This is a genomic window from Psychrobacter sp. BI730 (genome assembly GCF_013414195.1).
GTDB lineage: Bacteria > Pseudomonadota > Gammaproteobacteria > Pseudomonadales > Moraxellaceae > Psychrobacter.
Window position 1 is genome coordinate 1 of record NZ_JAATTV010000008.1, and the last position, 16,385, is coordinate 16,385.

Annotated in this window: 11 protein-coding genes and 1 tRNA gene; 3 read left to right on the top strand and 9 right to left on the bottom strand. The window is 43.0% G+C overall.

Annotated elements, in window-relative coordinates; genetic code table 11:
- Positions 1-51 precede the first annotated feature (51 nt).
- The 8 genes from HCZ91_RS07470 to HCZ91_RS07505 form a co-directional block, all read right to left on the bottom strand.
- Positions 52-828: an Arm DNA-binding domain-containing protein gene (locus HCZ91_RS07470; RefSeq protein ID WP_257020002.1), complete on the bottom strand. Its 777-nt coding sequence runs from the start codon at positions 826-828 to the stop codon at positions 52-54.
- 171 nt (positions 829-999) lie between these two features.
- Positions 1,000-1,076: transfer RNA gene (locus tag HCZ91_RS07475), tRNA-Ile, on the bottom strand.
- 95 nt (positions 1,077-1,171) lie between these two features.
- Positions 1,172-1,984 (bottom strand): pteridine reductase, encoded by an 813-nt coding sequence (locus tag HCZ91_RS07480; protein ID WP_179798897.1) that lies wholly within the window; start codon positions 1,982-1,984, stop codon positions 1,172-1,174.
- 37 nt (positions 1,985-2,021) lie between these two features.
- Positions 2,022-3,203 carry a tRNA nucleotidyltransferase gene (locus HCZ91_RS07485; protein WP_179798898.1) on the bottom strand — a complete coding sequence of 394 codons (1,182 nt, stop codon included), beginning with the start codon at positions 3,201-3,203 and terminating at the stop codon, positions 2,022-2,024.
- Between the two features lie 277 nt (positions 3,204-3,480).
- Positions 3,481-5,799: an NADP-dependent malic enzyme gene (locus tag HCZ91_RS07490; protein WP_179798899.1), complete on the bottom strand. Its 2,319-nt coding sequence runs from the start codon at positions 5,797-5,799 to the stop codon at positions 3,481-3,483.
- Positions 5,800-6,155: 356 nt separating this feature from the next.
- Positions 6,156-7,622 carry a protein adenylyltransferase SelO family protein gene (locus HCZ91_RS07495; protein ID WP_179798900.1) on the bottom strand — a complete coding sequence of 489 codons (1,467 nt, stop codon included), beginning with the start codon at positions 7,620-7,622 and terminating at the stop codon, positions 6,156-6,158.
- A 335-nt stretch (positions 7,623-7,957) separates the two neighbouring features.
- On the bottom strand, positions 7,958-9,136 hold the full coding sequence (locus tag HCZ91_RS07500; protein WP_179799003.1) for a fatty acid desaturase: 1,179 nt from the start codon (positions 9,134-9,136) through the stop codon (positions 7,958-7,960).
- Positions 9,137-9,607: 471 nt separating this feature from the next.
- A complete protein-coding gene (locus tag HCZ91_RS07505) occupies positions 9,608-10,336 on the bottom strand; it encodes a glycerophosphodiester phosphodiesterase (RefSeq protein ID WP_101205086.1) in 729 nt (242 codons plus the stop codon).
- 331 nt (positions 10,337-10,667) lie between these two features.
- On the opposite strand from HCZ91_RS07505, the gene HCZ91_RS07510 reads away from it, so the two are divergent.
- Complete coding sequence (locus HCZ91_RS07510) at positions 10,668-11,606, top strand: hypothetical protein (protein WP_179798901.1); 939 nt, start codon at positions 10,668-10,670, stop codon at positions 11,604-11,606.
- Between the two features lie 129 nt (positions 11,607-11,735).
- Here the strand turns inward: HCZ91_RS07510 and HCZ91_RS07515 are convergent, their stop codons facing one another.
- Positions 11,736-12,332: a cob(I)yrinic acid a,c-diamide adenosyltransferase gene (locus HCZ91_RS07515; protein WP_179798902.1), complete on the bottom strand. Its 597-nt coding sequence runs from the start codon at positions 12,330-12,332 to the stop codon at positions 11,736-11,738.
- A gap of 231 nt (positions 12,333-12,563) precedes the next feature.
- Here HCZ91_RS07515 and cysS point away from each other — a divergent pair, with 231 nt between their 5' ends.
- Together cysS and HCZ91_RS07525 are read left to right on the top strand one after the other, a co-directional pair.
- The gene (cysS, locus tag HCZ91_RS07520; RefSeq protein WP_179798903.1) at positions 12,564-14,024 is read left to right on the top strand and encodes a cysteine--tRNA ligase; all 1,461 of its coding nucleotides are present in this window, start codon (positions 12,564-12,566) and stop codon (positions 14,022-14,024) included.
- A gap of 153 nt (positions 14,025-14,177) precedes the next feature.
- Entirely contained in the window at positions 14,178-16,163 is a 1,986-nt protein-coding gene (locus HCZ91_RS07525) for a mechanosensitive ion channel family protein (protein ID WP_257020003.1), read from the top strand.
- Positions 16,164-16,385: the final 222 nt, after the last annotated feature.

The following is a 16,385-nucleotide window of genomic DNA, read 5'->3' on the forward strand; positions in this document are numbered from 1 at the left end:
TGTCAGATTGAGTAGTCATTGCTTATTCTCCTGTTAGTGGATTATAAGCAGTTACACAGTTTTTAGGAAAGGCTCGATATCTCGTGCATTATTGCTATGGGGCGCTTGCATGTGTGAGCTTCTATCAACATAATTCAAAAGTGTTTTGAGGTACATACCTAAATATTCTTCTTCAACATGTTTAGTACGCGGCTTAACTATATTCCAATCTTTCTTGGCGTTAAGTATGCGTACTGGTTGCTCTTTTATTAAAAAGTCTTCGTCATCATCTAAAAAGCTATCACGGCAATAATTCCAAACTGACCTTAGAGTTCTCATAGTTGCGTTAGCCTGAGATTTGCTATGCTTGCTTATCTCTTTATGCTTATCACTTATCATTGATTTAGATATATCGTTTAAAGATACATCTAGCCAGTCTTTCAGATTCTGTAGTATTTGACGATCATAAGTAGTAATAGTATTTTTAGCTAAGTCAGTCTTTGCTGATTTAAAGTAGGTATATGCATCTCTCAATGTTGGTACATTATCAGTCTTATCTTTAGTGTCTTCAAAGATCTCATGAAGCCCGTCATAAACATGCATACCTTTTTTTATATTTGCCATCATTATGCTGGCTTTTTCACGTGCTTCGGTTAGCGTGATCAAGTGCGTTTCTTCTACTTCATCTCGATATAGCTTTCCATTTATACGCTTATGTAATGTATAGCGTTTAGACTGCTTACCTACACGTAGTGCAAATCCAGTCAATACATCATCCATATAGATATCAGTACCTTTAGCGGTATAGTCTATTGAATCAATAAATTTTTTGGTAAGTTTAACCTTCATATATCACCCATGCAGCAGCAAATAACCATAGTGCTAGTAGTTATCATACTTTAATTACTATAAGGATCAAAGTATCAAGATAGTATCAAAAAAATAATTACATCAATGTGATTGCATGAAATTTAAGCAATAAAAAACCCTTACAAGCCAATGCTTGTAAGGGTTTGAATTTGGTGGGCCCAGTAGGACTTGAACCTACGACCAAAGGATTATGAGTCCTCTGCTCTAACCAACTGAGCTATGGGCCCTAACGTTAGACGCACAATGATACCTGATTTTTTTAATTTTTCAAGTAAAAGATAGGCAGTAATCAAGATATTTTTTATTGAACCATATTTTTGTATTACAGGTAACCACCAGCTATGGTTAGACTACGGCCTCCATCCACGGTGATGATCTCTCCTGTGACATAATTTGCCTGCACAAGATACAGTACGCTATGAGCAATCTCATCAGGTTGGCCTATTCGCCGCATAGGGATAGCATCGATGATACTTTGTTGTTGCTCATTATCAATAGCTTGGTCGCTAGTAGGGTCAGGCAAAATGTTGACTCCAGGAGCAACCCCGTTGACCCTTACTTCAGGTGCCATCTCTAGCGCTAGCGACTGTACCATCATTCGATGCGCGGCCTTCGCCATATTGTAAACGGTATAGTTGTTAAATGGTCTATCATGCGCGTGTATGTCCAATAAACTGATAATACAGCCTTGTTGTTGCTTAAGATAAGGTAGTAGGGCTTGGTTTAGTAATAAAGGGGCTTTGGCATTGGTCAAAAGCAACTCATCCCACTGTGCATGATTGATACTACCAAGTGGGCTAGGATAAAACCGCGAGGCATTATGCACCAGTACATCAAGCTGTCCAAACGCCTCTATAATACTTCCAACAAAGCTGTCTAAAGCTGTTTTATCATTAACTATTGTCAAGTCAGCAACGATAACTTTTGCACTATTAGCACGGATGTCGTTCAGATGGTCAGCTAAGTCATTAGCGTCTTGTTCACTACGATGACAATGAATGATAACGCGGTAGCCTTGCTTATGAGCCGCTTTAACAATAGCCGCCCCAATGCGCCTAGCACTACCTGTGACAAGCATCACTGGCGTTTGGTTATTTATATTTTCTGTTTGATAGGCATTAGTTTCTTGGTTCATAGCAATACTACTTTTTTCTCTAAGGTGCTTGTCTATATCATTGTTGCGCTTGCAAGTGTTCAATCCTGCTTTGGCGTAAGGCTGCACCAATAGCGGGGCCTTTAAGGTCTGGCGCAATGTCAGTCATGCCGACAGCATGAAAGCTGTTTAGTGCTAACATCATTTGGCGATGCTGTATTGCTAGCTGTAACACATGACTGCACACTAGCAGTTGAGAGAGCTTATCAGGCTCCTTATGCGCACCGCAGGCTTGGATTAGATCGATTTTTTCAGCCGCAGTTAAGTTATTTATTGTGCTTAGTTTTTCAGCTTGCTGAACGAATAAAGTTGCGAACTGAGTATGTGCTTTTGGGACTTTGGCTTTATCACCGATAGCGTTAATATTTTTTATAGCGGTTGATACGTTAGACGGAGACTCAGAGTTTTCGCTATTAAATAATGATGAAGACAAGCTAGTCATTAGTAGCGCCCAGCGCTGCGATAAATTCAACTGCATCTGTCCTACAAAATATAATGCTGTCTGCGCTGTTTCCCTTATTTGGACATTATCCCAAGCATGATGCAAAGGCGCGAAATACTCTGTGAGTGCACCAATTTCAAACAGTTTTTGCCAATAGACTTGCGGTGATAACTGCATAGTTGCACGGCTTGACTCTTGCCAGATACGCTCGGCACTTAAATGAGCAAGCTCTCCTGTATCGACCAATTGACGCATCAGCGTTAAAGTGTCATCCGCGATGGTGAACCCCAAATCGTAGTAACGACTATAGAAACGCACTGTTCGAAGTACACGTAATGGGTCTTCGCTAAAAGCACTGGACACATGACGCAATGTCTTACTTTTTAAGTCTTGTAGGCCGCCATAGTAGTCGATGACCTGTCCGTCAATAGGGGTGTCGTCAGTTAAGCTGGTAACTTCAATTGCCATCGCGTTGATGGTTAAATCACGACGGCGCAAATCATCCTCTAGACTGACATCGGGACTGGCATGTACGCTAAAACCTTTGTAGCCTGACCCTTGCTTGCGCTCTGTACGTGCCAATGCATACTCTTCATGACTGGTCGGATGCAAAAACACAGGAAAGTCAGCGCCCACTTGTTGAAACCCTGCATCAACCATCTCTGCCACAGTAGCGCCAACGACGACGAAGTCCTTGTCCTTGATAGGACGTTTAAGCAGTCGATCGCGTACAGCACCGCCTACGAGATAAATTTGCATAGAAGCCTCTTGTTATTATCGAGCTTTATATCACTAGCTCAATTTTTATGAATCAAAAAACCAGCCAATGCTCTATAAGTTGCATTGACTGGTTTTAGTATAGCAGAAGGGCTCTGTCAATGGATGACAGAGCCCTTCTTAATATAATCAATCCTCTACAAATTTGGTAGGGTGTCAGCCTCGCTCAGTCTACTATTTGTAGTACTTTCACTCGGCTTCCTTGTATCCAAATTATATTGAACCGATACAGTGCATTCATACTGGGTATGGTATATGACTATTTTTCGTTTTCTAGGTCTTGCGCTTCAGTGACGGTCAATGCAGTCATGTTGACGATACCACGTGCTGTCGCTGATGGCGTCAAAATGTGGACCGGCTTATTAGTACCTAATAGGATAGGGCCAATAGAAGCACTGCCAGTCGCTGTTTTAAGTAGGTTGAAAGCGATGTTTGAGGCATCAAGGGTTGGCAAGATAAGCAGGTTCGCTGCACCTTTTAACGGGCTTGATGGCATATCGTTTAGACGAATATTTTCGTTAAGCGCGGCATCACCTTGCATTTCGCCTTCAAACTCAAAGTCGACATTCATATTGGTCAATAGCTCATGAACCTTACGCATTTTGACAGCGCTGGCACGATCTGAAGCGCCAAAGTTAGAATGAGACACTAGCGCGACGCGTGGCGTAATACCAAAGCGACGTAGCTGATCCGTTGCCAAGACAGTCATTTCAGCCAATTGCTCAGCTGTTGGGTCTTCATGGACATAAGTATCAGCGATAAAGATATTACGATCTTGCATGAGTACCGCATTCATCGCATAGAAGTCGTTCATACCTTGTTTTTTGCCAATGACGCTTTCAACGTATTTTAGATGCAATTGGTAATGGCCAAATGTACCACATACCATGCCATCTGCTGCACCATTTTCAACCAGCAAAGAACCAATCAAAGTCGTCTTACGGCGAACATCACGACGAGCAAGCTCAATGCTTACACCGCGGCGTTTGTTCTTCTCGTAGTAGCCCTGCCAGTAGTCTTTGTAGCGAGGATCGTCATCAACGTTGACGATGGTAATATTTTCGCCAGCTTTTAGACGTAGGCCTAGCTTTTTGATATTGGCTTCGATAACTGAAGGGCGACCAACCAAGATAGGTTGTGCTAGCTTTTCATCAACGACCACTTGTACAGCAAGCAAGATGTTGTTGTCTTCACCTTCACAGTACACGATACGTTTTGGGTCGGCTTTAGCACGAGCAAAGATTGGCTTCATCACAAACGCTGAGTTATAAACAAACTCAGACAGACGCTGACGATAGGCTTGCATGTCAGCGATCGGTAGCGTGGCAACGCCTGAATCCATCGCTGCTTTGGCAACAGCAGATGCGATCTCAATGATTAGGTTTGGCTCTAGAGGGCCTGGGATTAAGTAATCACGACCAAAGCTCTGCATCTTTTCGATGTTTCTAGCGCTGGTAGTTGGCGTGGCTTCAACGTGTGCCATCGCAGCGATTGCTTTTACGCAAGCGACTTTCATCTCTTCGTTAACAGTGGTTGCACCAACATCCAATGCACCGCGGAAGATATACGGGAAGCATAGCGCGTTGTTTACTTGGTTTGGATAGTCTGAGCGACCAGTTGCCATGATGACGTCTGGACGTACCGCATGTGCCAACTCTGGCATGATTTCAGGTGTTGGGTTGGCAAGTGCAAAGACGATAGGGTCTTTTGCCATACGGCGAACCATATCTTCTGATAGTGTACCTGGCATTGATAGGCCTAGGAACATATCGACATCGTCCATGACTTCTTCGATAGAAGTAGCCGTAACATCACGAGCATAGCGTTGTTTGGTTTCGTCAAGGTTTTCACGGCTAGTGGTGATGATACCGCGTGAATCTGAAACAATGATATTGTTCTTATTAACACCAAGTGCGCAAATAATATCTAGGCAAGAAATGGCTGCTGCGCCTGCACCTGAACAAACAATTTTAATATCTTCGATTTTTTTGCCAGTAATCAACAAAGCGTTTAGCATGGCTGCGGCAACGATGATTGACGTACCATGTTGGTCATCATGGAACACAGGAATGTTCATGCGCTCACGTAGTACGCGCTCGATTTTGAAACATTCTGGTGCTTTGATGTCTTCTAGGTTGATACCACCAAAGGTAGGCTCAAGTGAGGCAACCGCTTCGATGAACTTATCTGGATCGTTTTGAGCAATTTCAATATCAAAAACGTCGATACCTGCAAACTTCTTAAATAGAACGCCTTTACCTTCCATGACTGGCTTCGATGCCAATGGACCGATATTACCCAGACCCAATACAGCAGTACCGTTAGTGATAACACCAACTAGGTTGTTACGTGCCGTGTATTTAGACGCAAGTTTTGGATCTCTTTGAATTTCAAGACAAGGTACAGCAACGCCTGGAGAGTAGGCGAGTGCTAAATCACGTTGGTTGGCTAGCTGCTTAGTAGGGGTTACCGAAATTTTACCTGGGCGTGGAAACTCATGGTAATGTAAGGCAGCTTGTTCAAACTGTTCTTTTTCTGTACTGAGGTTATCCGTATTCGAAGTGGTATCGTCATTCATAATAATTGCCATGGTTGGAATAAATTAAATGGTGATAAAAAACAACGTCTAACCCTCCAAAGATCATTGAATGATAATAATTGAAAGGTACAAAGACGTTAAACGACTCACGACCATCAAAATCATGGTCGACGATCAAAAATCAGGTCAAAAAAGCAAACTAGCTAAAATATTCATTCTAGCATTATTGCCAATTCACTGCCTAGTCAACAACGGTGAATTGTGCGAATAATATAATAAAATGATATTCGTTATTTATCTCGTTGATAATGCCAAAAAATGCGTCTAGATATCAACCTTAATTTCATAATGTTTCAAAATATTACAGAATTGAAAGATGCTAAGATGGGCAACTACTAAGATGAGCAACTAATAGGCATCTGCGGTGTATCCGGTGCAGGCGTACTGCTATCTAAATCATTAGCGATATCTTGCACACTATAAGGATTGGCTAATAAACGAAACACTCGATCAACCTCTTCAAACTGACCTTGCTCTGCGGCAGTAATTGCACGCTGCGCCATGCTATTACGAAGAACATAAACAGGATTGTTGGTTGTCATGTCATCAATTGCCTGCTCAAGTGGCAGCTGCTCGATCTGTGCCAGATAACGTGCTGACCAGTCTTGCCATACTTGCTGCGCATCACTGTTTAATTCAGTGGTCATGGTAGCCAGTAGCTTTTGCTCATAAGGATGATCTGCTGGTGCGACCAAACCGAGTAGGGCGCGGAAACTATTGGTATAGTCGAGCAAGTTGTCTTCTAATAGCGTCAACCATTCAAAGGCCAAGCTGAGGTTTTCTCTTTGATGCGGTAAGCCAAGCTTACGGCACAGACCTTGCTGATAGTGCTGCATAAAGGTTGCTTCATAAGGCGCTAAACACTCAGCGAGCGTCTCACGAGTGACGCCTTCTAGGCGCATAAAGTGTGGCAGCCAGACATTTAGATTCCAATGTCCAATAGCAGGCTGATTCTGATAAGCGTAGCGACCCGTATGGTCTGAGTGATTATTGATCCATGCAGGATTGAAGCGCTCCATAAAGCCAAACGGCCCGAAGTCCAAAGTACTGCCTGTGATAGATAAGTTATCTGTGTTCATCACACCGTGAGCAAAGCCAATCAATTGCCAATCAGCAATCATACGAGCCGTACGCTCAACCACTGCGGTCAAGAAAGCTAAGACAGGCGTTTCGCTATCGCGGCACTCTGGATAATAGGTGTCAATCATATAGTCGGTGAACTCACCCAGTACATCAGGGGCAAAGCTGGCAATCCATTCAACATGACCGAGACGAATATGACTGTCTGCCACACGCATCAACGCTGCACCTGCTTCGATACGCTCACGGCGCACTCTCGTATCAGATACCACAAACCCCAATGCGTTAGACGAGGGTATGCCAAGCTGCGTCAATGCATGACCGCACAGGTATTCGCGAATAGTACTACGCAAGACTGCGCGCCCATCACCCATGCGTGAATAGGGCGTCAAGCCAGCACCCTTGAGATGCAAGTCTTGTGGCTGTCCATCAACATCGAGTACCTGCGCCATTAGCAAACCGCGTCCGTCACCCAATTGCCCAGCCCATTGTCCAAACTGGTGACCAGCATAGGCCATCGATAGTGGTTTAAAATCAGCTGGCAAGTATAGACCGCCCAATATCTCAACCCAATTGGTCATCAGGTCCTCGTCGTTTGCCCAACCTAACTGCTGTGCAACTTGAGTGTTGAAGTGACCGACACGAGGATTGTCTAGTGGCGTCGGTGGCTGCTCATGATAAAGGCGCGTGTCTAGGTTGACGTAAGTGTTTTGATAACGCATACAGGCCGTTTCCATTCAAATATAAAAGTGAGAATATCACTATAGCATAGCTCTCATATGGCATCGTTGCACTCTGTCCATCTCTTGTAATATCTGGACAAAAAATAAATTTTTCGGTCTTTAATTAACTGAATATGATGGATGAGATGGTTATTGTTTTTGGATTAGAGAAAGCAATGGTTCAGCCAATGTATTTGACCATTTATTATGATAATAAAATCATTAGAAGTAGCTAGAATGACATAATCGATAAAGTATAAGCAAAAAAATCCCCCTATCTAGGACGGATAGGGGGATGGAGAAGCTTCAAAATTATAAAATAAATCAGAGGTTAATTAAGCCGCTTTTTCGTTCGCGCCAATAGAGCGGAAAGCAGTTTTTAGATTGCTGTTATGCTCAAGGATTTTCTGTTCAATTTTCGCATAATCATGCTTTAGCTTATCATCAACTTCACGTAAGCGATCAGCACATTCTATTTTTTTCATTTCAATAGTTTGAGCTTTCAGTGATTGCCATTCTTCGACAGTTTGTTTAAATGCATCGTATTCAAACTTAATGCGGTCTTGGAAGCTCTTCATCGCATGAGGAAGATCAAGCCCAGTGCTTGTGGCTGTATCGATCTGCTGTTGTGCTGCTTTGAACTGCATTTGCACTTCGGCATGCTTAATAGTCGTATCATCAACAGTACGCAAATCCGTCGTTAAACCGATTTTTGATAAACCAGCAATCAACCATTTTGTTGGATCATATTGCCACCATTTCACGCCATTACGATAATCATACTGGAAGAAATGATGATAGTTATGATAACCCTCGCCCCACGTAAAGATAGCTAAGAAAAAGTTATCACGAGCACTATTAGTATCCGTATAAGGACGTGTACCAAACATATGACATAGCGAATTGATGAAGAAGGTGAAGTGATGAGTTAATACCAAGCGCAGCAAACCAGCGATCAGTAAAGTACCCCAAACATCACCAATGAGCCAACCAATAGCAGCAACCATACCAACATTCATGGCAACTACCCACAAACCATAATATTTATGCTGAATCTGTAAGACTCTGTCTTTGGTCAAATCAGGAATGTTTTTATAATCAAATTTACCGCTAGGGTAGTTGCGTAGCATCCAACCAATATGGCTGAACCAAAAACCACGCTGTGCTGAATATGGATCGTCCAAACGATCATCTACATGACGATGGTGAGTACGATGTCCAGAAACCCAATCAAACGCTGAGCCTTGTACAGCTAAGGTTGAACCTAACAATAAAAAGTTTTTGACAATAGGGTGCGCTTTGTAAGCACGGTGCGATAGCAGACGATGGTAACCCGCCGTGATACTGATACCTGTCCATACCATAAAGGCACCAAACACACCCCAAACAGGAGCGCTAACTTCATGAGTCCATAGATACCATGGCGTAATCACAGCAGCAGCAATTGGCGTCGCTACTAAAATAGCCGCTGGAATCCAGTTAATTGGTGCTTTGGTAAATTCAAACTCACGCATATCAATGCTTTGCTCTTGCGCAGAAAGATCCGCTTGCTCAGAAGCTTTCGCATAATTGCGTTTTGCAACAGGCTGCTCATCAAGCGCCATTTGCGCTTTTTTCTCATCGAAACGAGTTTTAAAACGCGTTACTTGAGTGCTGGCGGTCTTTACAAGCGTATCACCAGATTTGATAGCGAAACGTAAGCCTTTAAGCGGTAAGCCAAGTGCTTTTTTTGCAATCATATAATATCCCTAACGGTATTAATTTAAGCCACCATAGTACCTTAAAAAGCGTGTAAAGTGAACACTTATACACTATAAAAATATTGCTAAATAACAATAACTTGTATGGATTATAGAATGTATTGATCAAAAATACGAGTGACTTATCAGACATGAAGGAGAAGTGTAACAAGAAGGGTAGATATGTAGGAAAGAATGCGTTTATCGAAAAAATGATTAAATATCAAAAAAGTACGGATAACTCGGTCAAGGCAACAGCAAATGACTTGGAAAATCCGTAATGATGACATCAGTCTCCCATTTGATGAGCTGCTCAATGGTGGGAATATCATTAACCGTCCAAGCACTTACGGGCAATCCATAACGGTGGCTATGCTTGATGACGGCTTGGGTCAAAAGCGGATAATGAATGCCCAGTTGAATACAGCCGAGTTGCAATGCGGTATTGGTCGCGCTTGCCAACGCTTCTGGCGTACGAATAAGCAAGCCGCGAGGCATATGAGATAATAGTTTGTGACGTTGCAAACGGTTATGTAACTCGACATCGAAGCTCGTCAATACAACTGGTAAGCTGGCAAGAGGTGTATCAATAAATGCCTGCCGAAGGGCTGCAATCAACACCGCATAGTTGGTACGGCTATGTGTTTTAATTTCAAGCTCAATAACGTTAAATCCACTAAGTGCAGGCGCTATGCTTGCCAATGTCATAATGGGTTGGCCAAACTGCAACTGACATTGAATCTCTGTGAGCTTTAACTGATCAATACGTGATTGCCGACCGCACATACGCTCTAGATCGTCATCGTGGAATACAATTAAGTGGCCATCAGCGTTTAGTTGTATATCAAATTCTACGCCTGCTAAGCCTCTTGACTTAAGATTTTGAGAGTATTGAAAGCCTGAAAAGGTATTTTCTAACGCCTCACCGCGCGCGCCTCGATGACCTAATAACAACGTATCTCTAAAATTTATCATATGCACCAATTATCGATGATTTTTATGCCCAATCATATAGCGTCATATCAACGACGTCTAATGAAAACTGTGATGAAATCCGTACTTTTTTAAATATGACTTTTTAGAGTCCAAATCTGCGAATGTTTGTTATGTTTTTGCAACCAAACGCAGGTTTTTTCCACAATGAGGGGCACTATTTGTATATCCATGGGCTACACTAATGACCATTTGATTTAAACACCGTATAATGATGTGGTTTTCATATCTGTAGCAGCTAGCGTTGCGATTTGAATGTTGAACACTGTCAGTCAGTGGCGGTATGAACCTGTAAATTGGGAGTAGAGTTAGTATGAGCGTAGCAAATATAAGTTTGAGCAAGTGGCATAAAGTTGCTGGGATTGGATTGGTATGTGGTTTAGCGCTTGCAGGCTGTGATCGCTCAGATAAAGAAGACACTACTGAGCAGGCAGAGCTAACAGAACAAGAGACTGTCGACGCTGAAAATAGCGTTGCACCTGCGATCAGTTGTGATGATCCTATGGTGCAAGATCGCCTTAAGTCAGCTCTGAAAAATACGCTCAATCAACAAGCACAGTCATTGGCGGCCAATTATGCAAATGATGCTGAAATCAGTTTAGCAAATGGTGTGGTTAGCGAAAAAACCAATGGCGTTGTCATTGATGTCCAAAACGCTGCCATCTTGCAACAAGCCAATGAAAACGGTATGACCACTTGCCAAGCAAGTGTCAGCATGACGCTACCAAGTGAAGACTTGTATCAAGCCAGTCAGGTACAAGCGGCCAATAATCAGCCAAGTCTACAATCGCGTTTAGCGCAAGACAATATCCGTATCAATAACAATATGCTCGTTGATGATGCGTTTACTTACATCGTCGGTACTCAAGGCGGTCAAGTACGTACGCGTATTGCAGGTCAGCCTGCTTTGATTACTGTTGTTGCAGATGTGATGGCAGGTTCTATATTCAAAACTGCAATGGATGAGCAACGCGCCCAACGTGCTGCTGAGCGCCGTGCAACGCAGAACAACGATACTACTCAAACAGCGCCAATCCGTCAGCCAAGAACCGTAACGCCAGTTGAGCCAATTCGCCCAACTGAACCTACGCCGCCGCCAACCATCAATAAGCCTGCTGAGAGTCAGAACAGTTCGACTGCAAACACCCAAGCAGCTGCTGCCGAGCCTAGCAAGCCCGCCATACCAAAAGCAGTGCCTAAAGATGAAACCATTGATATGGTCATCATTGAAGACAACAGTGCGACTTATTAATTGGTCATTGTAATGAGTTAGCGATTTCTAGTAAACCGAATTGCTATCGCTGAATAATAAAAACCCCGCAACAATTATGTCGCGGGGTTTTTGCGTTTAAGCTATTTATTATCAAATACTTAGTTTGTATTATTGACTGTCAGTGAACGTTTTCAATGCTTGACTGTCCCACAATACCTCAGAGACTTTTTCTGGATCTGTACAAAAGCGTGCAGCAACAAACAGCCAATCGGATAAGCGATTGATAAAGCTGACAGCAGTACGACGAATCGCTTGTGGACGCTGCTGTTGCAATATCACAGCTTGACGTTCAGCGCGGCGACATACACTACGCGCCACGTGTAATTGACTCACCAATATAGAACCTGTCGGCAGAATAAAGTCTTTTAGCGGTGGCAATGTGGCATTCATCATATCTATTTGCTGCTCTAACCATTCAATATGAGTGGCATTAACCCCTTCATACTCTGGCATAGCAAGCTCGCCGCCTATATTGAATAACAGGTGCTGAATGATGACCAAGGCTTCAGAGAACTCTTTCTCTATAGATTGCCCTTTATTGTGCTTTAGTTGCGCACGTACCAAGCCGATATGTGAGTTGAGCTCGTCGATGTCACCCATGACGCTAAATAGATCGTCCGCTTTACTAAGGCGGCTGCCATCAGCCATACCAGTGCTGCCATCATCTCCAGTACGTGTGTATATTTTGCTTAAGCGATTGCCCATCTTTACATCCTTAACGGTTTTTATGATTGAATAGCGTTAGTTGCACGCTCATTGTAGTATTTTACGCCTGTTTTCGCTAAGATAATGGGTTACGTTTTATATCACGACGTTTTTGGTCTGAATTTTTTATTTTCTTGATTTATAGTTACAGTCGTTGGTATGGCTTATTCATACATGGCGGCTGAGATTTCCCATTTCTTTATTTCATTTACGTTACAAGGCTTTTTTACTATGACCACACCACTTGCAGATGCGATGTCCCAACTTGCCATTTACGATTCATTGACTGGCAGCAAGCGTCAGTTTGTACCACTCAAAGCAGGGCAGGTTGGTATGTATGTGTGCGGCATGACCGTTTATGACTATTGTCACATTGGTCATGCGCGAGTGATGGTCGGTTTTGATATGGCCGTTCGTTGGTTGGCACGTTTGGGTTACGACGTGAATTACGTACGTAATATCACTGATATCGATGATAAAATCATTGCCCGTGCTGCTGAAAACGGTGAAGAGATTGGTACATTGACGCAGCGTTTTATTGAAGCGATGCATGAAGACGCTACTGCCCTTGGTTGTGAGATGCCAAATGCTGAGCCACGTGCGACCGATCATATCGATGATATGCAGAATATGATTGAGACGTTAGTCACTGGCAACTACGCGTATGCAGGCGACAACGGTGATGTCTATTATGCTGTTGATAGCTTTGACGGTTATGGTAAATTATCGAAGCGCAATCTAGACGATATGCAGGCAGGTTCGCGAGTCGAGGTTGAAAATGATAAACGTAATCCATTTGACTTTGTACTATGGAAAGCGGCAAAACCTGACGAGCCGCAGTGGGCATCGCCATGGGGTCAAGGGCGTCCAGGCTGGCATATTGAATGTTCAGCGATGTCGACTAAGTGCTTAGGTAGCACCTTTGATATTCATGGCGGTGGTCATGACTTACAGTTCCCGCATCACGAAAACGAAATCGCGCAGTCTGAGGCAGCGACTGGTTGTGAGTATGCACGTAACTGGATGCATGTGGGTTTTATCAATGTCGATGGCGAAAAAATGTCTAAATCATTGGGCAACTTTTTTACTATTCGTGATGTGATGGCAAAGTACTTACCTGAGACGGTGCGTTTTTTCTTATTATCGAGCCATTATCGCAGCCAAGTTAACTTCTCTGATAGCGCCTTAGATGAAGCGCATAATAGCCTAAGTAGATTATACAATGCACTAAAATTGGCTGAACAACAAAAAGGACAATCAATCATAATCAACGAAGACTTAGTGGCTGAAGCTTACAATAGCGCGGTTGGTCAAGACTTCATCAAGGCAATGAATGACGACTTTAATAGTTCGACCGCCATCAGCGTCTTATTTGGATTGGCTCGCGATATCAATAAAGCCATTAAAGCGGAAGACGTCGATACCGCATGGCAATTAGCCCAGAAACTAAAAGCATTGGCTCAAGTATTGAATATTTTACAGCAGCCAGTGCAGCAGTTTTTGCAAGCAGTGACTGGTGATCAGGCAGAAGATGGTCTAACGGATGCGGTTATTGATAATTTAATTATCGAACGTGCAGAGTCTAAAGCCAATAAAAACTTTGCCCGTGCTGATGAGATACGTGAGCAACTAAAAGAGGCGGGTATTGAGCTCGAAGATAGCCGTGCTGGCACGACATGGCGCCGCGCTTAAAATAATGTTTGCCGTTTATAGGATAAATAGCTACAAATCTCGTAATAAATTAAGTCAGCTTTAGGCTGGCTTTTTTTTGCTTACTGAATTAGGTTAAAGCAGCACCGATATATTTTTTATACTTTCCTTTTGTAGACTGATGGCTTTGAAAACATGAATACTCTTAAAGACAATCCTATGAACCATCATTGTGCCGTTTTGCGCTCAGATGATAATCATCAAGTAGATGTAGAGAAAAGCCGTTTTCAAAGTCATGTGCTGCAAGTACTGTTGGGCCTTTTTATTGCCGCTATAAGTGTCATCTATTCACCTGTTTACGCAGCAAACAGTGAAAATGGACAGAGTCCGAGCGAGCCGGAAAAACAAACGCCTAGTAAGCCTGATAGTTTTACTGAATATGCAGCTCAGCAAGTCAATGCGCTTAAAGATGAAAGTATCAGCATTTCTGGTATCACTGAAGAGATCTTTGATCCTACTGAGCGTAGCGCAGTGGAGCAGGCAGGCAGACTACAAGGTGATACGGCACTGACCGGAGAATATAGTGAGAGCTACTATATACTCGATAAGCTAAATGCTGGGTTGCCGCCGTTATCTGAGCCACCTAACTTAGAAACACCGCTTGCAGCCTTAGAGTTTTTTCAATCAGCGTTAATGAAGCAGCAGTATGATTTGGCCGCTTACGCACTAAACATGAATTTGATTGATGAGAAAAGCCAACGTAGCCGTGCGCTTGATCTCACAAAGCGACTGGATTTTTTATTGTCCGAAAAAGAGCTCTATGTATTCGATGATATGCCAGATCGTCCCGATGGCTTAATTGAACCACCGCTTGGTAATAATAGCAGTGTCATGGGTATTGCCAGACGTTCTATTCAGCTTGGCTATGTTGATTATCGCGAGCGCCGTGTTCCTATTTATTTGCAGCGAGTGCGGGTAGGAGATGAAGCACCTGTCTGGGTGTTTTCGGCGCAGACAGTAGGCAATATTGATAATCTCTATGAGCAGTATCATCCAGCCGAGTTCGAACGTTATTTGCCCACTTGGTTAAAGCTAAAGTTTTTTGGAATTGCGCTATGGGAATTCTCAGCGCTGATATTGTTCTTTTTATTAACCATGGGTATGGGTTGGCTACTCAGTAAAGGTACTGCAAAAATCATCAATCATTATATCGATGAAGAAAAATACAGCATGTATGTTGGCAGTACCAACGGCGTCGCCGATTTGGTTAGCAAGCTAACAGTACCATTAACCTTTACCATCAGTTTTTCACTGGTTTTTACCTTGGTTTCTGGTGGTTTTCCTTATTTAGATGCAGTCGCCTCATCTACTCGTCCATTGATTTGGATTGGACTGGTATTTAGTACCATGTGGTTAGGCATTCGTATCATTAACTTTTTTGCCAATCGCTATCAAGACATGCAGATTGAAAATTTGGCTGCAGAGCATTTCGATAAAGAACGTCGCCGCCGTACTTATGTATCAATATTTCGCCGTGTGTTTATTTTCGCGATGATTTTGGGAAGCTTCTGGATAGGTCTTAGTGAATTTGCCAATATGGAAGGCCTTGGCAAAACTTTATTGACTTCAGCGGGTATTGCAGGTGTGGTTATCGGTATTGCGGCACAGCCAATATTAGGGAATATCATCGCTGGTGTACAGGTAGCAGTGACGCAGCCAGTGCGAATCGGCGATAGTGTGATAATGGACGGTAATTTTAGTACGGTTGAAGACCTGCGTTACACGTATGCCGTGTTAAAAACATGGGATGAGCGACGATTGATCGTGCCAATGCGTGAGCTAATCACTGAACGAGTGGAAAACTGGTCACATACGGAAGTTCATCAGACCTGTCCTGTGTTTTTATATATCGATTATGGCGCAGATATCGACGCTATCCGAGAGGCGTTTATATCGATGGTCAAGGACAATAAGCTTTGGGATAATAAAACAGAACCTGAAATGTACGTGGTAGATGTGACCGAAAATACCATTCAACTGCGCGGCGCTGTTTCATCAGTAGGGCCTATAGAAGCATGGACGCTAGCCTGTGAGATACGAGAGAAAATGCTTGGTTACCTGCATGCACAACAGAACCAATATCTACCTACAGAGCGTTTTACGTTAACAAAAGGCGACTAGAAATTGGGAATAGCGATGAGCCTTGCGAATTTAATTAGCTTTAAAAGCCAGTTATTAATGGTTTGAAGCACAACTACCATCGATAAAGACGCACTTGTGTAAAATAATCTGACAAATATAGTGTGTCAGCGAGGCGCTTATTTGTTATAATGTGGCGTTATTTTTATAGGATAACTGAGTGGTTAGCGATGAGTCGGCACTGTGCTTGCAGCTGCAATGATT